The organism is Amphritea sp. (assembly GCF_050300915.1).
GTDB lineage: Bacteria > Pseudomonadota > Gammaproteobacteria > Pseudomonadales > Balneatricaceae > Amphritea.
Genome location: NZ_JBNKYN010000009.1, coordinates 65,384 through 83,618, shown reverse-complemented (window position 1 = coordinate 83,618; position 18,235 = coordinate 65,384). Strand labels below are relative to the sequence as shown.

Here is an 18,235-nt window from a genome sequence, read left to right as displayed (position 1 = left end):
GTGGTGATTTGGCTCCAGAAGGCAAAAGTGGCCAGGCACAAATAGAGTCAACTGGATTAGGCGAGTTAATAATTGACTTAAACTCAATTTATGAAGATACATTGAGTATCGATCCTGATGAGTCTGCCGAGTATGAAAGGGATAGCTGGCTATATGTGCTTCGGAAAATCAGCTAACAAGTGACTGTGGTGTCGCCGCTATTGTGGCTTAGACTTCAGCCTCATCAACCCTTTACGTTAGAAATCTCTGTGGTCAGGGAAGTAATATGGAACTCGAAATAACGGTAGTAGACGCTTTTACTGATGCTGTGTTTGGTGGGAACCCAGCCGCTGTGATTATCACCGATGAATGGCTCTCCGACGATTTAATGCAGTCAATTGCGGCGGAGAACAACCTTTCTGAGACCGCTTTTTTGGTATCAGCAGATGCCTCAACGTATCAGATCCGCTGGTTTTCACCTCTGACTGAGATCGCTTTTTGTGGGCATGCCACTCGGGCTTCTGCCTTTGTGTTGTTTAATAAAAGCCCCGGCTTAACGAGTCTTAAGTTTTCAGCCGAGGCAGTTGGGGAATTATTGGTTACGAAAACCGAATCAGGTCAGGTGCAGATGGACTTTCCGAATACCCGACCTGAGAGAGTTGAGTCTATCCCGGATACCCTGCTAGCGGGCCTCTCTATCTCACCGGAGGAGGTTTATTGTAACTCGCAAGCCTATTTCGTGATTTATCAATCTGAATCTGACGTGTTGTCTGTGTTGCGTGATAACGAGACTCTGAAGCGGTTGAAGCCCCGTGATGTCGTCGTTACAGCCAGGTCCGAATCCCGTCATTATGATTTTATATCAAGGTACTTCTGGCCTGCGAATGGTGGCGATGAAGATCCTGTGACTGGCTCAATTCACACGGGTTTAGCTCCGCTTTGGGCTGAGCGTCTGGGTAAGAAGGAGTTAGTGGCCTACCAGGCTTCTCGTCGTGGAGGTGTTCTTAACTGTGTCGTTTCTGGTGACAGGGTTTTAATCTCAGGTAATGCAGCTCAGTATTTACACGGTAGTATTACCGTTTAGGGCTGTAACTTTGTAACAAGCGACAGATTGAGCTGCCTACTATTGATTATTAGCGGGGGTGTTTTCCTGGCAGTCTGTTGTTGCACTTATGCTCTCAAATCAATATGCGCATAACGTTACCCGCTAAGTATTCTCTTTCCAGGCATTCAGCTGTAAACACAGACCGGAGAAGAGGGTGTTGCTCGCAGAAGGGGGGTGATTGTCTGCTGTCATTAATAAGCGCTGGCTGGTGGTGACAGCCTTCCAGGCTGACTTTGTTAAACTCCAGTCGTTGGTGTTATCCGGCAGCAAGCCGATGTAGGTCATCGCTTTGGTGTCTTTATCTTCAGCCCACAAATGAAGTCTCTTGTCTGTGCTTCTGGTTGCCCCTTTCAACCACTGAACATGCAAGCGTGAACGCTCGTTTTGTTCAGTTTTCTTGTAGGCGGTAATGACAAATCGAACATTGTCGGGTGAATCGCCCTGAGCTGACATGTTGGCCAGATAATCAGGTCCGGCGATAACAACGGTTGGCTCAACAGGTGAACCAGTAAACAGCATATAGGCCATCAGTACCGATGCCAGTGCAGCGCCGCCTGTGGTAAAGCGCCATACAAACAGGCTATTCCAGAACGATACCTTTGCTTTTTTCTCTTCTGCTGTTTCGGTATGGATCGCTTGCTCAATCACTGTCCATGACGCTTGTTGGGCTGCCATGGATATCTCTGGTTCTGGCAAACGTATGTGCAGCTCCGCAAAGGAATCTGCCCAGCGGGCTATTGCCCGGTCCAGTTCTGGCGTGGTTATTAATAAGGCTTCAATTCTGCGACGAACGCGTGAGGTCAGTGTTCCCGCCACATATTTACTGGCAAGATAGTCACAAATAACAGGGTTTTGATATCTTAAGCAACGAGACATTTTTTTAACTCCTGCAACCCACGGCGAATTAACGCTTTAACCGTCCCTAAAGGCAGGGATAATTTTTGGGCCAGTTCACTATTGCTATAACCATTCACGTAGCTGAGCAGAATGGCATTACTGGCTTTTGGTTTCAGCTCCTTAAGGCATGTGCCTAACCAGTGATGATTGACAACTTCATTATCTTCGAATAACTGGTTTAGCAATTCAGGGGATTCGTCTGTGGACAGATGTCCTCTGGCCTGAAGAGTTCGAAGCCGGTCAATTGCACTATGACGGGAAAGCACGCAGATCCAGCCCCAGGCACTGCCACTGCCTGTATACTGTCCTGATTGTTGCCAGATTTTTATGAATACTTCCTGTAATACATCTTCAGCTTCATGGGAATCATGAACAATCCGGGTAATCAGCCCTAATATTTTAGGGTAGGTGATGTCATATAATCGTCTCATTGCAATGGCGTCTTGCCGTTGAATAAGACGAAGCAGGGATGATATTTCAGCTAACCAGTCAGAATCTGTCACTGCGTTTATCTAGTGTCCATTTGTGTGGTTTAAGAGTTTACTAAGGACGAAGTTAACAAGTCCAATGTTTCTCTTTGGGAAGAGCTGTCTTCGGTTGGAGCAGCAATACTCTCAATCTGTTCTCTAGGGGGATCAGAGCCCCTGCAACTGATTGCAATGGAGAAACGCCTGACGAGAGGCTTGCCTGCAAACCCCTCGTCAAGGTCGGTTAGTGTCGATATTCTATCTTAGTACCCGCTGTAGCTGGATCCCGATTGTGAATGTTCTGTTTTAGCCTTTTTAGTGGCGGTATGCCAGACGCCACCGATGCCATCTCCGGTTCGATCCCCTGTATGCTGGTCACCCACCCATAAGTACAGCGGTTTTCCCTGAAAGGTATGCTGCGTGGAACCATCCTCACGCATCGTAACACCCCAGCCGGGCCTTGCTGCATCGCTCGACGTCACTAAGTAAGGAGGCCAGCTGGTAGCGCAGCTGTCATAGCAGTGCGAGTTGTTAGGGCTGTCCTTATCAAAGGTATACAGGGTCATACCATCAAGGTTTGTTAAAACGGTAACGTTTTGGCTGGCAGCAACGTTAAAGCTTGCGGCTAATGTAAAGGCCAGTATCAGTAATTTATTCATATTAGTTCCTCAGCATAGCAGTTTGTTTACTTACATCTCTTATGACGAACTGACTAAGGTATTTGGATGCAAAAAAATAAATTTTTTTAGGAATGTCTGTTGTGAAAGGAGTAAGCGTAAGTTTCTCAACCGTGGGAAGCGGGTAGCGAGGTATAAATTATGGGACCTGAGTGCATTGACTGACGTGCAAACGCCATCTGTTAGCGTTGCGCTATGAAGTTTGTATCACACCCGCAAGAGTCGCTTGCTGGGTGGCAGTGTGAAAATCGGGTAGCTGAGGATCATATCATAGGGTCATACCACAGGAGTAAAGCCCTTTTCATTGCTGCGTTTTTCACGAAAAAGGGGAGAGATCTATTGCTTTCCTCATCTCTCATCTCAACCCACGGAAGCATCGCTTTTTCTGGCAAGCGATGTAGTCGCGTCGAGACACTAGCTGGCCACCTAGCGGCGGTCAGGCTACGGCTTTATCTGCGTCAGAGAGTAACAACCCGGGCGGCCAGCGCAATCAGTATTCCACCGGTCAGACGGTTAACCAGTTGACTACGGTTTTGCAGGGTTCTCAGTATCGGGCCGTGGGAGAGCAGGAAAACTACAATACTGTACCATAAGCCATCAACCAGTAAGGCGGTGACCGTCATAATCAGCTGATCTGACAGCGTCGCGTCGGGGCTGACGAACTGGGAAAACAGGGCGATAAAGAAGATCGCCAGTTTTGGGTTTAGCAGAGAGATAGCCGCACCCTCAATACCCGCGGTGAGGATGGAAACCTTTTCACCGCCATTCACGTTGAAGGCTGAGTTTTTTCCTGCTCGGATCGCTTTAACCCCGGTCCAGGCAAGGTAGCCAGCCCCCAGCCAGGTGATCAGCCGAAAAGCGGTTTCTGATTGTGCCACCAGAATAGCCAGCCCGGAGATGGTTGCAAAGGCCCACAGACCGACTCCAGCCGCATGAAACCAACTGGCGGCAAGGCCATGACTGCGGCTGTTGCTAACGGTCTGCTTCAATACTACTGCCAGGCTTGGACCAGGTGACATTGCGCCGAGACAACATACTGCAAATAGTGAAAGCCAGGCCGCGAAAGTCATGTGGATTCCTGATAATTGAAAGCAGTGAATGGGTTTCTGCTCAGCGTGATGGTCGAAAACCAGCTAAGCTGAAAGGGTGAATTATATGGCAGTGTGGTGTAGGGGGCTAGCAATCAGTCAGGATTACTTTTGCTGATTCGACCAGCCTGCTTTACCGTTAACTTTTAAACTCAGGTGTAGGTTATGCAAACTCTGGAAGCGGTGTCACGAACATGTCCTTATTGCGGGGAACCTATCGAATTAGTCGTGGATTGTACGGCCGGTAATCAGCAGTATTTTGAAGATTGCTCTGTTTGTTGTAAGCCCATTATGGTTGAGCTGGATGTCGAAGGGCCTGAGGCTGTGATCTCTCTGAAAGATGAAAATGAGGTATAAACAAACGCCGCTGAGATAAGCGGCGTTTTTATGTTTCAGACTCGGGTACGGTATTAGTCGATCAGACCGTATTGGTCACGCAGAATCTCAACGATCTCGGCTTTAGGGTTATCCGATAGCGTCAGCTTTTCGCCGATAATCTTCTCCGCGATGCCTACGTAGGTATCAGATACTTTCTGCAGCAGCGCCGCTGGCAGGGCGTTGTCTTTAGCCAGAGCGTAACGCTCTTCCATGCGGTCTTTGTTAATCAGAATATCCGGATCAGGGAAGTAGCTGAGCAGTTCCTGACGAAATACCTCTTTAGAGTTTTCGATCACTTTGCCTTCACGGTAGGAGGGACCATCCCAGATACGGGATGAATCGGGTGTGCCCACTTCATCCATATAGATCAGCTTCTCATTACCTGAGGCGTCAGTGACGTAGCCAAACTCGAACTTGGTATCAACGAAAACCTGATCGATCTTTTCCAGCTCAGCACTGATAACGTCGAAACCCTCTTTGAGAAGTTTTTCGTACACCGCAATATCGTTTTGTGAGCGGAAATGGAACGCTTCATAGTTATTGATGATGTCTTCACGGGTGACGTTAACATCATCGACCTCAGGCACACCCGGAATGCCTTTCAGAATGCCTTTGCTGGACGGTGTGATCAGCAGCTCAGGCAGTTTCTGGTCTTTCTGCAAGCCTTCGGCAATCTGAATGCCACAGAACTCGCGCTCGCCCTTAAGGTAGGAACGCCACATAGAGCCGGTAATATACTGACGGCAGATCGCTTCAATCATCACCGGTTTGGCTTTCTGAACAATCCAGACAAACGGGTGTGGGATATCGAGAATATGGCTATCAGCCAGACCATTTTCGCGGAACAGTTTAAACCAGTGGTTTGAGATGGCATTCAGTGCGGCACCTTTGCCGGGTACGCCGTTCATTCCGCCTTCGCCGTGCCAGATGCATTCGAATGCAGAGATACGGTCGCTGATGACCATGATGGCCAGCGGAGCATCCGCAGCGACATCGTAGCCTTTCTCTTTGATCAGACGGCGACTGTCGGCTTCGGTCAGCCAGTAAACGGAGCGTACTTTTCCACTGTGTACCGGCAGGTCGGTACGGATCGGCAGATCATTGTTTACTGCCAAAACCTTATCAGCAAGACTCATTGCAAACTGTCCTGTATGTCTAAAATAGATTGATAAAAACGTTCCAGAAAGTCAGCGTTTGCCTGATAACGGCAGTGCAGCTCTGGCAGAGTTACGGCGGAAAAGCCTCGTATTATTTCTGCCTGATTCTGGAACAGGGATAGTACACAGATTTGTAATATCCCGCTACATTTTGGCGCTCCAGACTTGAATATATCAGCGAATCTGGCCACCCATGCTAAACGCATTAACATATGATTCACCTCTTATTAAATCGCTATAATCATCCGTTGTTCAACGTGCTTTCAGGGGCTATCCGGGGGCGCTGATTTTGCGACCCAAAAGCTCCTTATCGCCCGGTTACTGAGTCCGTTTATTGAGTCTGTTTTTTTGAGTCTGTTTTTTTGAGTCCCGTTATTGATTAGCCGCTTTATCGTTTGCGTCAGAAAGCCCATCTGAATTTATGAACATATAAACTATCTCCTGCTATACTTCTCCGCCTTACTTCGAAGGTGTCATCGTGATCGCATACTCAGATAATTCGTTCTATCAGGAAAACCCCCGCGCCCGTTGGTTTGTACTAGTCAGTATCTGTATTGCCCTGTTTTTGGTGCCGATGTCGTTGTCCTCAGTGAATATGGCGTTGCCTGCTATTGCGGATGCGTTGCACGCCGACGCGGTATGGCTAAGCTGGATTCCCACCGCTACCTTATGGGGCAGCATTGTGCTGTTATTACCCGCGGGGAGGGTGGCTGACTCTGTTGGCCGAAAACCGATCTATGTGATCGGTGTGCTGGGTTTTTCGTTCGCCTCGCTGCTTGTTCTGGGGGTTGACTCTGTCGGGTTTCTTCTGCTGGTGCGAGTGTTGCAGGGACTGTTCAGTAGTCTGGTCTTTGCCACTGCGATGGCAATTATCGCAGCCGTATTCAGTGGCAGTAACCGGGGCACTGCGCTGGGTCTGACCGCAACATCGGTCTATCTCGGGCTTACCTGTGGCCCCCTGTTTGGCGGCTGGCTGACCGAGCATCTTGGCTGGCGGAGTGTCTTCTGGGGGCCGGTTATTCTGGCAATGGTTGCTTTGGTGCTGGCGTTTATCTATATCAGGAATGATAGCAACACTGATAAGCAGACCCATCCCCTGGACTGGTTTGGCTCGCTGTTATTTGTCGTCCTGTCTACGCTGTTGTTGCTTGGTCTTTCGGGGTTGCCGGGGCTCTATAACTGGCTGATGCTGATAGCCGGTATCGCGCTACTGTTTGTGTTTGTCCGCCAGCAGAACCGCTGCGCTTTCCCTCTGGTGCGCTTCAATATGCTGGCGGCAAACCGAGTGATGAGCCGTTCTCTGATGGCTAGTTTTATGATGTATGCGGCGCACTATCCGGTGCTCTTTCTGCTGAGTCTCTATCTGCAATATCTGCAAGGCCTGTCACCGAGTGAAACGGGGCAGATGATACTGCTACAAGCGCTGATTATGGCGTGTCTGGCACCGGTTGCGGGGCGCTTGTCTGACCGCTTTGAACCCCGGCTGATTGCCACGGTGGGATGTCTGTTCTTTAGCGCAGGTTTTGCTGTTCTGGTCTTTCTGCAGGCAGACAGCTCACTGAACCATGTGATTGTCGCGCTGGTATTACTGGGGGTTGGTTTCGGGCTGTTCTCAACGCCGAACAATAATGCGGCGCTGGGCTCTGTGCCCAAAGAGCGTCTGAGTATCGCCTCTGCGCTGTTGAATCTGTCCCGCACCGGCGGAAATATGTTCAGTATGGCGATCATTATGTTGTTAATGAGCCTGCTGCTGGGTAGTGAACAGATTCTTCCTGAGCGTTATCCGGATCTGTTGATTGTTGTGAGGCTGGGGTTTGCCAGCGCCTGTGCCTATAGCTTTGTGGCTGCCTGGTTCTCCTATAGCCGGGGTAACGTTAGCCGACAGCAAGATTAGTTAATGCGTCGTTTAAGCCCCATCTGCGCGATGATGCGGGTGGCTATCTCTTCAATAGAGAAGTGCGTGGTGTTGATATGCGGTAGTTTCTGCTTGCGGAACATCCGCTCCACCATCCGTACCTCATCTTCACACTGATCCAGTGATGCATAGCGGCTGTTAGGGCGGCGTTCATGACGAATCGCGGCCAGCTGGAATGGATCGATAGTCAGACCAAATAACTTGTCTTTGAACGGTTCTAACGCTTGCGGCAGGGTGGTACTGTTGACGTCATCATCGGTGAGGGGGTAGTTGGCAGCCCGAATGCCAAACTGAAGCGCCATATAGAGACAGGATGGGGTTTTACCACAGCGCGAGACACCGGTCAGAATGATGTCGGCTTTATCATAGTGCAACGTCCGTGCACCATCATCGTTGTCGATGGCGAAGTTCACCGATTCAATACGATCCATGTATCTGTTGATCTCATTGATCGAATGGGACTTACCCACGCTGTAGGAGGAATGGCTACCCAGTTCAAGTTCCAGAGGTTTAAGGAACGCTGAAAACACATCAATCTTATACGCCGTGCTGGTGGCGATGATCTCCCGGGTTGCCTCATCCACGACCGTATCAAAGACGATGGGGCGCTGACCATCATCTTTACCCGCCTGGTCGATAATGTCGACCGCCTCTACCGCTTTATCGATGCTATCGATGTAGGGCAGGGTCACTTTGTTAAACTGAATCGAACCGAACTGTGCCAACAGGCTGTTTCCCAGTGCTTCTGCGGTGATACCGGTACCATCAGAGATAAAAAAGGCTGTTCGTTTCATAGGGTTAAGCGATCCTGCGTCATCAAAGTGTATTTTTCAAACGTTAATATTACAGTGGTTATCGGGGCTATTATTACGGGATGAGTGGACGCTGTATAGCTAACCCTCGAATAAAGCAGGATATTGGCGAACACACTGACCTTATCGAAGAATTGCAGTATGATGCGCCATAACACTAAAAAATTTGGGAGTGCGGGGTTTTGCAGGAATATATCGTTCGTCTGGATCAGGTAGGTATGGATGATATTGAGCAGGTGGGTGGAAAAAACGCCTCACTTGGCGAGATGATCACAGAACTGTCTGGTGCCGGCGTTAAAGTGCCCGGTGGCTTCGCCACAACAGCCACGGCATTCCGGGACTTCTTGAAGCACAATCAGCTTGACCAGAAAATCAATGAAACGCTGGCTCAGCTTGACCCTGAAGATGTTAATGCACTGGCGGCTACCGGAACTCAGGTACGCCAGTGGATTCTTGAAACCCCCTTTCCTGATGCCCTGGATCAGGCCATTGAGGCTGCTTTTGAAGAGATGGGCGGGCATGCTGATCTGGCGGTGGCGATTCGCTCATCCGCGACCGCTGAAGATCTGCCCGATGCTTCCTTTGCAGGTCAGCAGGAAACTTTTCTGAATATCCGTGGACTGGCGAATATTAAAGCTGCCATCCATGAGGTGTTTGCCTCTCTCTATAATGACCGGGCAATCTCTTACCGGGTTCACCATGGTTTTGAACATCATGAAGTCGCGTTGTCTGCGGGTATTCAGCGAATGGTGCGCAGTGAAACCGGCGCCAGTGGTGTTATGTTTACGCTGGATACCGAATCAGGCTTTCAGCATGTAGTGTTTATCACCTCTGCTTATGGTCTGGGCGAAACGGTGGTTCAGGGCGCGGTTAACCCGGATGAATTCTATGTTTACAAACCCACTCTGCGACAGGGCGCTCCGGCCATTCTGCGCCGCAGCTTAGGTAGCAAAGCGATTAAAATGATTTATGGTGCTGAGGGAACAACGGCGAGTGCCGTCGAGACCGTTAGCGTACCTGTTGAACAGCGGATGCAGTTCTCTATCAATGATGCCGAGGTTCAGGAGCTGGCAAAAATCGCCATGACCATCGAGCAACATTATGGCCGTCCGATGGATATTGAGTGGGCTAAAGATGGCGATGATGGTGAACTCTATATCGTTCAGGCTCGCCCTGAGACCGTCAAGAGCCGTGATAATGCTACTGTTATCGAGCGCTATCTGCTGACCGAAACCGGTAATGTGCTGCTTGAAGGTCGCTCTATTGGTCACCGGATTGGCAGTGGTCCGGTACGGATCGTTGAAAGCCTGAGTGATATGGATAAGATCCAGCCCGGCGACGTTCTTGTAACCGATATGACCGACCCCGACTGGGAGCCGGTGATGAAACGCTCTTCTGCGATCATTACCAACCGGGGAGGGCGTACCTGCCATGCGGCGATCATCGCCCGTGAACTGGGTATTCCCGCGATCGTTGGCTGTGGTGATGCGACTGAACGGTTAACAGATGGCCAGGAAGTAACCGTATCCTGTGCAGAAGGGGATACGGGACGTGCCTATGAAGGCTGTCTGGATTTTGAGCACCAGACCAATAAAGTTGATTCAATGCCGCCGTTGCCATTCGATATTATGATGAATGTAGGTAACCCGGATCGCGCATTCGATTTTCAGGCGTTGCCCAACGCGGGTGTCGGGCTGGCACGTCTGGAATTCATCATAAACCGGATGATTGGTATTCACCCGAAAGCTCTGATCGAGTTTGATCAGCAGGATGAAGGTCTGAAACGAACCATCGAACGTCGTATCGCCGGTTATGAAAATCCGATAGAGTTTTATGTTGCCAAGCTGGTGGAGGGGATATCGACGCTGGCCGCAGCATTTTACCCCAAAAAAGTGATCGTACGGATGTCGGATTTTAAATCCAATGAGTATGGTCATCTGATCGGCGGTCAGGCCTATGAAGCCCATGAAGAGAATCCAATGTTGGGATTCCGCGGTGCCAGTCGCTATATAGCCGAATCATTCCGTCAGTGTTTTGAACTGGAATGCCGGGCACTTAAGTATGTTCGCGATGTGATGAAGCTGACCAATGTCGAGGTGATGATACCGTTTGTGCGCACCGTAGGTGAAGCAAAGCAGGTGGTTGAACTGCTGGCGGAGAATGGCCTTAACCGTGGCGAGAACGGCTTGCGGGTGATCATGATGTGTGAGATCCCCTCGAATGCGTTGCTGGCGGATCAGTTTCTCGAGTATTTCGACGGCTTCTCCATTGGTTCTAACGACCTGACTCAGCTAACCCTGGGGCTTGACCGTGATTCCGGCGTGATCGCCCATCTGTTTGATGAACGTAACGACGCTGTGCGCAAGCTTCTGGCGATGGCAATACAGGCTTGCAAGGCGCAGGATAAGTACGTAGGCATCTGCGGTCAGGGGCCTTCTGACCATCCCGATCTGGCTAAGTGGCTGATGGAGCAGGGTATCAGTTCAGTTTCGCTGAATCCGGACTCAGTGCTCGACACCTGGTTCTTCCTGGCGAATGAAGAGCATTCTGCGAGCTAAATTTATACCGTTATCTATTGTGGTGGGTGCACTGATTACACTTCGTTAACACGGCGGGTGGTCGCTACGGATGCAACTGAATCGGTTTATACAGATCAACACGCCCTATAGTCGCCAGCAGGCTAAACTCATACTGGCGCAGGGGCGGGTAAAGGTAGCGGGCCAGGTTGTTACTGATGTAAATCTGGAGATTGACCGGTTTGTCAGGATCGAACTTGATAACCGGGTGTTGCAGGAGTTGCAACGCTGCTATCTGATGCTCAATAAGCCCGTAGGAGTGGTCAGTGCTACCGAGCATCCTGAACACCAAACGGTTATCGATCTGTTACCGCAACCGCTGCGACAGGGAATGCATCTTGCGGGAAGGCTGGACCTTAAAACCACCGGCCTGATGTTGCTCACCAATGATGGCAATTGGTCCCGCAGGGTCACCCAGCCAGACTCAAAAGTAGCGAAAGTCTACCGGGTTACCACGAAGGATCCTGTTGCGGCAGAAGCCGAAGCGGTGTTCAGCCGGGGGATCTATTTTCGTTATGAAGATATCACCACCCGTCCGGCTGACCTTGAACGAATAGATCGCTTTAATTCCCGGCTGACCATTCATGAAGGGCGTTACCATCAGGTAAAACGGATGTTTGGCTATTTTGACAATGAGGTGACTGCACTTCATCGTGAAAGCATCGGCGCCATCACGCTGGACCCAAAGCTTAAGCCTGGAGAATTTCGCCCACTTACTCCTGCTGAGGTTGCGCTGTTTTAGCGTTGTAACCGCTGCGGCTTAATTGAAGTGCATTTTTAATTATCAATACTCCGCCAATAGCTCCAGCTAAATGAGCAGCTGGGTAGGGAGGCCAGGGGCTTTGACTCAATAGAGCCTGCTGACTGAACTGCTCCCATATCAGCTTAGCCATACATAGCAGCAATGGTAACCAACCATTCAGAGAAGCTTGTCTGCGTGCAAAAATTAGCAGGCTGATCAGCAGCGGCGAAAACAGCAGGCCGGATAGTCCGGCATAGCTGCTAACCCCTGACCAGGGAGATAACAGTAGTACATCAACGCTGATCATCCCAGTGAGCAGCGAGGTCAGCATAACTCTGCGTGAACTGAGTTCGAGATATCCTGCAGCGATGACGAAAGCCAGCAGATCCCATCCCAGATGGCTGGGGGATGTATGGCTCAGATGACCGGTGATGAGTCGCCAAACTTGCCCCTGTTCTATCAGTGACCTGTCGAAATAACTGAATTGAAACAGCTCAGGGGATACGCTTAACGGTATACTGAGTAACACTATTGCTAAGGTAACCAGTGGGAGTTTTAAGATACCTCCCGCGGATGCGGGAGGGCGAAAAAAGATGTCTTTTAGTGGGGCCATGTTGAGAAGCATCTCAGTCTTTCCTGCGATTACGGCTATTGCTGTATTGCACCAGTAGCAGGGTGCCGATCAGCAACAGAATCCAGTGCCCGATCGCACCTGAACCACCTCCGCCTAAAGATGCCCTGTGTTGTGATGGGTTGAACATTGGTTGCTGACGATCAGCCCGATGACTGGTCACCGGTTGCTGCAGACGCTGCTGCCTGGCATTGTCCTCACTGGCAATCCGTTGCTGGTTATTACGTTCAATATTCAGCTGTTTGAACACCTCATCTCTGACGATCAGCATTGAGGTGTAGTCGGTTACCAGATCATATTGAACGGCCAGGTCGGTGATCGCCTGTTGAGTGTCAGCGTTACTGCTTTCCTCTTCACCCAGATAGTCCATTTTAGCCTGCATAGCTTCGATGCTGGCAAAGGCCCAGATTCGCTCCAGCTCCGGGTGCAGTAAACTGGCTTCCGGTAGTGTTATCTGCGTCGTGTAGCTGCGCTGCTGATCACCGGCTTTCCCGGTCAGCGATATCTGTACTGGTCCTGGTTTGTGGTAATGCCCCAGGACCGTCAGTTGCTCACCCCGATACAGTGAGTTTATCTGTTCCGGGGTCAGATCAGTTACTCTACCGCCATCAATCTTCAACTCAACATCTCTCAACGCCTGGTGAGTCATCTTGCTGGTTGCCAGCATCAGCTGGCCGACAATGTCATCTGCATTTGAGACACTGATGGCAAAGCCGTTTGAGACCTCTGTCATGCCGTTTAGCAGTGGTCGATTTGCGCTGTTGCCCATGACAAAAGTAAAGAGGCGGATATCGGTTTGTTCCATCAGATCGAGGAAGCGCTTTTTCTCGGTGACACCTAAATTGGCAACGCCATCGGTCACCAGAATCATCGCGGTACTGCGATCGGCATCAAGATCTTTCAGCCCCAGAGATAAGCCGGAATAGAGGTCGGTGCCACTGCTTGGCTGATACTGTTCAAGTCGGTTCAGCAGGGGGGTAATTAGCGCTGGCGTCGCTGCCTGGAAACCCTGGGAGAAATCGCTGGCGGAACTGTTAAACAGGATAATTTTAAAACGATCATCAGGGCGTAATTTGTTCAGGCCCTGACGCACACCCTCTACAAGGGTGGTGTATTTTCCCTGCATTGATCCAGAGACATCCAGTACGAAGACCCAGTCCCGGCCGCCTTGTAAGGCGCCAAGATCATCCCCGGGAGTGAGCGTCATCATAAAGGTGCCCTGGGTACTGTCTGGCGCTTTGTAACTGAGCAGATCGAGGCTGCCTGGCAGGTTCTGATTATGCCGCCAATAAACGACGATATCCTTATCCAGACTGGCGGCTGGGACTACGCCCGGGCTTTGATTTTGAGCTGCCAGCATGCCCTCTGGTGGCGGTGTTTCTTCCGGTTGAAGGGCGGCAGTTTGACTGCTCATGCTGACCTGCCACTGGTTGGGCGTGATCTGTTGTATTGCAGCCTGTGAGTGCTGCGGCAAGCGGATAGAGTCAATGGGGTAGCCTGAAGCGAGCCTCATATTGAAGCTGAATTTTTCATCGACAACTTCGTTACGGCTCCAGAATGCATTTTTTTGTTCATCGACACCGCCGTCTTCCAGAGGATAAACATAGCGGCCTACTCCTGAGTCCAGATGGGCCGGTTGGATATAGACAAGCTTTATCCGTACATCGCTGTTGGGTTGTACCGGAGTGACACTGATATCAAAGGTCTTATAACTGTCTTTCTCAACCAGCGCGGCCTCATGTCCGGCCTGTTTTTGCTGTTCATAGATCTCTCTGGCCTGCTGTTTTTTCACCACTTCGCCGGTAACGGGTTTGCCATCAATCCAGTAGGTAAACTCACCTACGGCGGCGTGGTCAGGCACAGGAAAACTGTAGATAGCTTCTAATACCTGACTGGATGGATTGTGAAATACCTGCTCAACCGTAGTGACAGCATAGCTGTGTTCCAGTACCACATTAACATGGTGTTCGCTGATGCTTAGCTCAGGCAGGCTTGAGTTAACCGGCTTTAACAGTCCGGCGGCCTCGACAGATGGTATCGCTGCACTTGTTGTCAGTACTGCGCTTAGTGCCAGTGCACCGGAGAGTCTTGTGATCTTCATATGATTCCTCTGCAACCTTGTTGTTGAAGTCAGAGGGATCATGGTGGTGAAAAAGGTCAGAAAGTAGTCAAACTGATAAGGTATCAAATGATGATACGTTAAGTCTAAAACAGCGTGTCCGGCAGGTCGTCAGATCAGTTTTTACGGTAGTGTTTAAACAGACTGTACTGCCACTGACGAATGGCCAGCACCATGGTGTTGCCATGTTTCTGATCCATAGGCAGGGGAGAGTCATCGCGGATCAGACTGTTAAACTCTTCTGCGATCCGTTCCATCTTTTTCTGCATCGCCAGGTTCGCTTCCGGGCTGAGGACACCGTTCAGCACAATTAGCTTTTCATGCTTTTTATCAAACCGTGACTGGAAAAAATCCTGCTCAACTTTTTGTTGAAAGAACTGCTGGATCGGACCGTTGGGCAACCAGGTGAAGTTGGGATCGATCAGCAGTTTGATCCGGTTATTGGGCTGGAGCTCAATAATATGTATCCGGTCTAACTGGGCCAGCTTACGGATACACTGATGCTCATTAATCTGGTAATGGCTGATAATGTCGTTAAAGCTAAAACCATTGATAACACTGACGGTTACCAGCAGCAGTTCAAGGTCTGACGCGATCTCCTGTTCCTGCTCACGGGTCAGTTGTGTCAGCCGTTGCTGCTCCTGAGCCATCAGCCGGAACAGTCCACTTAGTTCCAGACCTGCCAGCTCTGCGATGATCTCCAGTCGTTGCAGGGTGAAGTTGTGTTCGGAAAACAGGCGTTTTACTGAGGCCTCGCTCAGCCCAAGTGCCTGAGCAACATCTATATAGGTTTTTCCCTGTGCCTTGAGCTGCTTTTTCAGGGTTTGCACCAGTGCCGCTGTCTGTGCCATATCGTGTTCTCTAGTCCATTAAACTAGTGTTTTTAGCATATAACCGCTTCAAAATCTGTCTTCATGAGCACCAAAATCGCGGAAAATATTTATACCGTTATCTATATTTGCTGAAAATATGTTAATTAATGTTCGAACCAGTATCCGCTATTTAGTAAAGTGAGCGGCCTGTGGCATAAATAATTGATTTCGTCAGCGTAAGGAGTGAGTGTGACCTACAGAATACCAGAGTTGATAAGCACCAGCCGCTTGAATCTCGTCAAGGTGACTATTGAAGACTGGCCGTCCCTGCACAATTTTTACAAAGATATTGAAGCAACCCGCTATACAACCGGTCGCCCTTTGAGTGAGGGTGAGAGCTGGCGTATCGTTGCCGCACTGATTGGTCATTGGCAGATCCATGGCTATGGACCTTACTCGCTGAAGCTAAAAGACTGTGGAGCCGTAGTGGGGGTTGTCGGCCTCTGGTATCCGGGAGACTGGCCCGAACCCGAAATTATGTGGTCGTTAATTCCGGGGTTTTCCGGCAAGGGATATGCGCAGGAGGCGGCGTTAGCCGTTCGCCAGATGGCCGCAGCATATCTGCCCGAGTTGCATCTGATCAGCCTGATTTTTGCTCAGAACCGGCCCTCGCGAAAACTGGCTGAAACGCTGGGTGCGACGCTTGAAAAGCGTTTTCTGTTTCGCAATAAAGAAGCCCTGATCTACCGGCATCGGTCACCGTCTGACACGGGTCAGGGAGATACCGGCGAGAATTCCGACCAGTGCGATAAGGCTGTTTGAAGACACAGCATCGCCGAGAATCAGTGTTCCGGCAAAATATGCGACGACCGGAATCAGGAAGTTACAGTTGGACAGAAAGCTCGGGCCTGCGCGGTTGACGACAACGAAGTAGATGATTGAAGCGACCCCGGACGGCATGAGTCCAAGCCAGATAACAGCCATCACCGATTGTGGTTGCGCGATATAGGCCAGCTCTTGAATAATACCTTGTGCTTCAGAGAGTACAAACGGGGATATCAGAAGCGTGCCACAGATCAGCATGCCTGAGCCTGCGACCAGTGGATTGAATTTAGGTAACAAGCGGATCAGCACCGTATTCAGCGCATAGCTGCTGGCGGCCGCGAGAATCGCCATCGCACCCAGCAGGTCGACGCTGCCAGCAGCGAACGGGTTGAGGAGAAACGTTACCCCAGAGAAGGCGAGAATCAAGCCGATTATTTTATAGCGATTAAGCGTTTCACCTTCGACAAAATAGTGGGCAATCAGCATGGTGACGAAGGGCATCACCGACATCAGCACGCCGGTGCTTGCAGATGTTACCGATTGCTGGCCCCATGAGATCAGGATGAAAGGCAGGGCACTGCCAAATAATCCCAGCAGCATGAAACTGCCCCAGCTTTTAGCATTGAGAGGTAATCGTAACCCTCTTGAGTATGCAAACAGAGTGACTACTGCTGCGCCCAGTGATATGCGTAACAGGGTTATGGTCAGTGCGGTTAAGCCCCCTCCGATGGCAACAGAGGTCACCATAAAAGAGGTGCCCCAGGTGATGACCAGAAAGCTAAGCAGAAGCCAGTTGATAAGTTGAGGTGTCAGCACGATTCAGATCTACTTGTTCAAGATTGAGAAAACGGCAAAGTTTATACTACTCTTGGTTTTATTACTGTAACTGGTTTTCGGGTTTAAGCGGTGATAACGTCGTTGATCCCGTTGCCGGTGACCATCAGGTGCCCAGCTTGCCTCTGTCCGGGGACTGCCGCATCGGCGGCTCATTGTTTAGGCTTACTATTAAGGGCGCTGCTGTAAGGGCTCGACTCTAAGGTGTTTATGAAACAACTTATTTTTATCGCCGTGGTACTGGCTCTGGTTGTGGTGAGCTACTTTGCTTATCAGGGGGTTATCTCCCGTAGTCAGAAAGCCCCGGGGCTGGTCGATGGCCGGTTAACCTCTTGTGGGACTAAACCGAACTCAGTGTGCAGTCAGAAAGATGCTGATAAGGAGCATTTTATTGAGCCGATAGGCTTATGTGTCGCTGATATGTCGTCTGTTGTGGCTGATGTAGAGCGTTTAGGGGGCCGGGTTGTTGTGCTTGAAAAAGACTATCTGGCGGCCGAGTTCAGCTCGTCAGTATTTGGTTTTGTCGATGATCTTGAGCTGCTGCGGGACCCTGTTGCCGGGGTTATCCATCTTCGTTCTGCTTCCCGGGTAGGTTATTCCGATCTGGGGGTCAACCGTAAGCGTGTTGCGGCGTTGCGTAAACTGCTGGAGCGTGGTCAATGAGCCGGAAGCGGGCAAATAACTTTTTGTCAGGTTATTCACCTGAGTTGCAACAACAGGCCACGGCTCTTATTGACTCAGGTAAACTACCGGACTATTTGCGCAACCGTTATCAGGGCGGACATGCTGTTTCAAGTTCAAAGGCGTTATATCAGTACACGCTTGAACTGAAAAATACTTTTCTCAAACAGTCTGCGCCACTCAGCAAGGTTGAATATGATGACCGTATTGACGTTATCCATAACGCCCTGGGATTGCATACACAGATCTCCCGTGTGCAGGGAAACAAGTTGCGGGCTAAAAAGGAGATTCGCATCGCCTCGCTGTTTAAACTAACCCCTGAACCTTTTTTGAAAATGATTGTGGTGCATGAGTTGGCGCATATCCGGGAAAAAGAGCATAACCGGGCATTTTATAAGCTCTGTCAGCACATGGAGCCTGATTATCACCAGCTTGAACTGGATCTGCGGCTTTATCTTACCTGTATCGACCGCTTTGGGCCGCTCTACTAAGTGTCGGACAGCTTTCACTGCTACTTTAACCTTTACTGATCTCTAAGAC

18 protein-coding genes are annotated in these 18,235 nt (G+C 50.1%); 8 read left to right on the top strand and 10 right to left on the bottom strand.

The window, feature by feature from the left end:
* The first annotated feature begins 265 nt into the window (after positions 1-265).
* Complete coding sequence (locus ACQY8X_RS04215) at positions 266-1,063, top strand: PhzF family phenazine biosynthesis protein (protein WP_428033894.1); 798 nt, start codon at positions 266-268, stop codon at positions 1,061-1,063.
* Between the two features lie 123 nt (positions 1,064-1,186).
* Here ACQY8X_RS04215 and ACQY8X_RS04210 read toward each other — a convergent pair whose 3' ends face one another.
* The 4 genes from ACQY8X_RS04210 to ACQY8X_RS04195 all read right to left on the bottom strand — a co-directional run bounded on the left by ACQY8X_RS04210 (position 1,187) and on the right by ACQY8X_RS04195 (position 4,195).
* Positions 1,187-1,960, bottom strand: a complete 774-nt coding sequence (locus ACQY8X_RS04210; RefSeq protein WP_428033893.1) for a hypothetical protein — start codon at positions 1,958-1,960, stop codon at positions 1,187-1,189.
* Positions 1,945-2,484: an RNA polymerase sigma factor gene (locus ACQY8X_RS04205; protein WP_428033892.1), complete on the bottom strand. Its 540-nt coding sequence runs from the start codon at positions 2,482-2,484 to the stop codon at positions 1,945-1,947. The genes ACQY8X_RS04210 and ACQY8X_RS04205 overlap by 16 nt, the downstream gene beginning before the upstream one ends.
* Positions 2,485-2,711: 227 nt before the next feature.
* The gene (locus ACQY8X_RS04200; protein ID WP_428033891.1) at positions 2,712-3,107 is read right to left on the bottom strand and encodes a COG4315 family predicted lipoprotein; all 396 of its coding nucleotides are present in this window, start codon (positions 3,105-3,107) and stop codon (positions 2,712-2,714) included.
* 476 nt (positions 3,108-3,583) lie between these two features.
* The gene (locus ACQY8X_RS04195) at positions 3,584-4,195 is read right to left on the bottom strand and encodes a LysE family translocator (protein ID WP_428033890.1); all 612 of its coding nucleotides are present in this window, start codon (positions 4,193-4,195) and stop codon (positions 3,584-3,586) included.
* Between the two features lie 183 nt (positions 4,196-4,378).
* On the opposite strand from ACQY8X_RS04195, the gene ACQY8X_RS04190 reads away from it, so the two are divergent.
* The gene (locus tag ACQY8X_RS04190) at positions 4,379-4,570 is read left to right on the top strand and encodes a CPXCG motif-containing cysteine-rich protein (RefSeq protein ID WP_428033889.1); all 192 of its coding nucleotides are present in this window, start codon (positions 4,379-4,381) and stop codon (positions 4,568-4,570) included.
* A gap of 53 nt (positions 4,571-4,623) precedes the next feature.
* Here ACQY8X_RS04190 and ACQY8X_RS04185 read toward each other — a convergent pair whose 3' ends face one another.
* Positions 4,624-5,727, bottom strand: coding sequence for a phosphoribosylaminoimidazolesuccinocarboxamide synthase (locus tag ACQY8X_RS04185; RefSeq protein WP_428033888.1), 1,104 nt, complete (start codon positions 5,725-5,727; stop codon positions 4,624-4,626).
* 499 nt (positions 5,728-6,226) lie between these two features.
* Here ACQY8X_RS04185 and ACQY8X_RS04180 point away from each other — a divergent pair, with 499 nt between their 5' ends.
* Positions 6,227-7,642 (top strand): MFS transporter, encoded by a 1,416-nt coding sequence (locus ACQY8X_RS04180; protein ID WP_428033887.1) that lies wholly within the window; start codon positions 6,227-6,229, stop codon positions 7,640-7,642.
* Here ACQY8X_RS04180 and ppsR read toward each other — a convergent pair.
* Positions 7,639-8,457 carry a posphoenolpyruvate synthetase regulatory kinase/phosphorylase PpsR gene (gene ppsR, locus ACQY8X_RS04175; RefSeq protein WP_428033886.1) on the bottom strand — a complete coding sequence of 273 codons (819 nt, stop codon included), beginning with the start codon at positions 8,455-8,457 and terminating at the stop codon, positions 7,639-7,641. The two genes, ACQY8X_RS04180 and ppsR, sit on opposite strands and share 4 nt — an antisense overlap.
* A 200-nt stretch (positions 8,458-8,657) precedes the next feature.
* On the opposite strand from ppsR, the gene ppsA reads away from it, so the two are divergent.
* Positions 8,658-11,033 carry a phosphoenolpyruvate synthase gene (ppsA, locus tag ACQY8X_RS04170; protein WP_428033885.1) on the top strand — a complete coding sequence of 792 codons (2,376 nt, stop codon included), beginning with the start codon at positions 8,658-8,660 and terminating at the stop codon, positions 11,031-11,033.
* Positions 11,034-11,103: 70 nt separating this feature from the next.
* Positions 11,104-11,793 (top strand): pseudouridine synthase, encoded by a 690-nt coding sequence (locus ACQY8X_RS04165; protein ID WP_428033884.1) that lies wholly within the window; start codon positions 11,104-11,106, stop codon positions 11,791-11,793.
* On the opposite strand, the gene rrtA is transcribed toward ACQY8X_RS04165, so the two are convergent.
* The 3 genes from rrtA to ACQY8X_RS04150 all read right to left on the bottom strand — a co-directional run bounded on the left by rrtA (position 11,765) and on the right by ACQY8X_RS04150 (position 15,394).
* Entirely contained in the window at positions 11,765-12,418 is a 654-nt protein-coding gene (gene rrtA, locus ACQY8X_RS04160) for a rhombosortase (RefSeq protein WP_428033883.1), read from the bottom strand. The two genes, ACQY8X_RS04165 and rrtA, sit on opposite strands and share 29 nt — an antisense overlap.
* 1 nt (position 12,419) lies before the next feature.
* Positions 12,420-14,525 carry a VIT and vWA domain-containing protein gene (locus ACQY8X_RS04155; RefSeq protein WP_428033882.1) on the bottom strand — a complete coding sequence of 702 codons (2,106 nt, stop codon included), beginning with the start codon at positions 14,523-14,525 and terminating at the stop codon, positions 12,420-12,422.
* 134 nt (positions 14,526-14,659) lie between these two features.
* The gene (locus tag ACQY8X_RS04150) at positions 14,660-15,394 is read right to left on the bottom strand and encodes a helix-turn-helix domain-containing protein (protein WP_428033881.1); all 735 of its coding nucleotides are present in this window, start codon (positions 15,392-15,394) and stop codon (positions 14,660-14,662) included.
* A 210-nt stretch (positions 15,395-15,604) separates the two neighbouring features.
* Here ACQY8X_RS04150 and ACQY8X_RS04145 point away from each other — a divergent pair, with 210 nt between their 5' ends.
* Complete coding sequence (locus tag ACQY8X_RS04145; protein WP_428033880.1) at positions 15,605-16,177, top strand: GNAT family N-acetyltransferase; 573 nt, start codon at positions 15,605-15,607, stop codon at positions 16,175-16,177.
* Here ACQY8X_RS04145 and ACQY8X_RS04140 read toward each other — a convergent pair.
* Complete coding sequence (locus ACQY8X_RS04140) at positions 16,112-16,996, bottom strand: DMT family transporter (RefSeq protein ID WP_428033879.1); 885 nt, start codon at positions 16,994-16,996, stop codon at positions 16,112-16,114. The two genes, ACQY8X_RS04145 and ACQY8X_RS04140, sit on opposite strands and share 66 nt — an antisense overlap.
* Positions 16,997-17,224: 228 nt before the next feature.
* Between ACQY8X_RS04140 and ACQY8X_RS04135 the strand changes: the two genes are divergently transcribed.
* Positions 17,225-17,677 (top strand): DUF1499 domain-containing protein, encoded by a 453-nt coding sequence (locus ACQY8X_RS04135; protein ID WP_428033878.1) that lies wholly within the window; start codon positions 17,225-17,227, stop codon positions 17,675-17,677.
* The gene (locus ACQY8X_RS04130) at positions 17,674-18,186 is read left to right on the top strand and encodes a M48 family metallopeptidase (RefSeq protein ID WP_428033877.1); all 513 of its coding nucleotides are present in this window, start codon (positions 17,674-17,676) and stop codon (positions 18,184-18,186) included. Before ACQY8X_RS04135 ends, ACQY8X_RS04130 begins: the two co-directional genes overlap by 4 nt.
* Positions 18,187-18,235 lie beyond the last annotated feature (49 nt).

Bases quoted from the DNA above. Each gene is read 5' to 3' on its own strand.
- ACQY8X_RS04215 (WP_428033894.1), top strand. From the start codon at position 266: ATGGAACTCGAAATAACGGTAGTAGACGCTTTTACTGATGCTGTGTTT.
- ACQY8X_RS04210 (WP_428033893.1), bottom strand. From the start codon at position 1,960: ATGTCTCGTTGCTTAAGATATCAAAACCCTGTTATTTGTGACTATCTT.
- ACQY8X_RS04200 (WP_428033891.1), bottom strand. From the start codon at position 3,107: ATGAATAAATTACTGATACTGGCCTTTACATTAGCCGCAAGCTTTAAC.
- ACQY8X_RS04195 (WP_428033890.1), bottom strand. From the start codon at position 4,195: ATGACTTTCGCGGCCTGGCTTTCACTATTTGCAGTATGTTGTCTCGGC.
- ACQY8X_RS04190 (WP_428033889.1), top strand. From the start codon at position 4,379: ATGCAAACTCTGGAAGCGGTGTCACGAACATGTCCTTATTGCGGGGAA.
- ACQY8X_RS04185 (WP_428033888.1), bottom strand. From the start codon at position 5,727: ATGAGTCTTGCTGATAAGGTTTTGGCAGTAAACAATGATCTGCCGATC.
- ppsR (WP_428033886.1), bottom strand. From the start codon at position 8,457: ATGAAACGAACAGCCTTTTTTATCTCTGATGGTACCGGTATCACCGCA.
- ACQY8X_RS04165 (WP_428033884.1), top strand. From the start codon at position 11,104: ATGCAACTGAATCGGTTTATACAGATCAACACGCCCTATAGTCGCCAG.
- rrtA (WP_428033883.1), bottom strand. From the start codon at position 12,418: ATGCTTCTCAACATGGCCCCACTAAAAGACATCTTTTTTCGCCCTCCC.
- ACQY8X_RS04155 (WP_428033882.1), bottom strand. From the start codon at position 14,525: ATGAAGATCACAAGACTCTCCGGTGCACTGGCACTAAGCGCAGTACTG.
- ACQY8X_RS04150 (WP_428033881.1), bottom strand. From the start codon at position 15,394: ATGGCACAGACAGCGGCACTGGTGCAAACCCTGAAAAAGCAGCTCAAG.
- ACQY8X_RS04135 (WP_428033878.1), top strand. From the start codon at position 17,225: ATGAAACAACTTATTTTTATCGCCGTGGTACTGGCTCTGGTTGTGGTG.
- ACQY8X_RS04130 (WP_428033877.1), top strand. From the start codon at position 17,674: ATGAGCCGGAAGCGGGCAAATAACTTTTTGTCAGGTTATTCACCTGAG.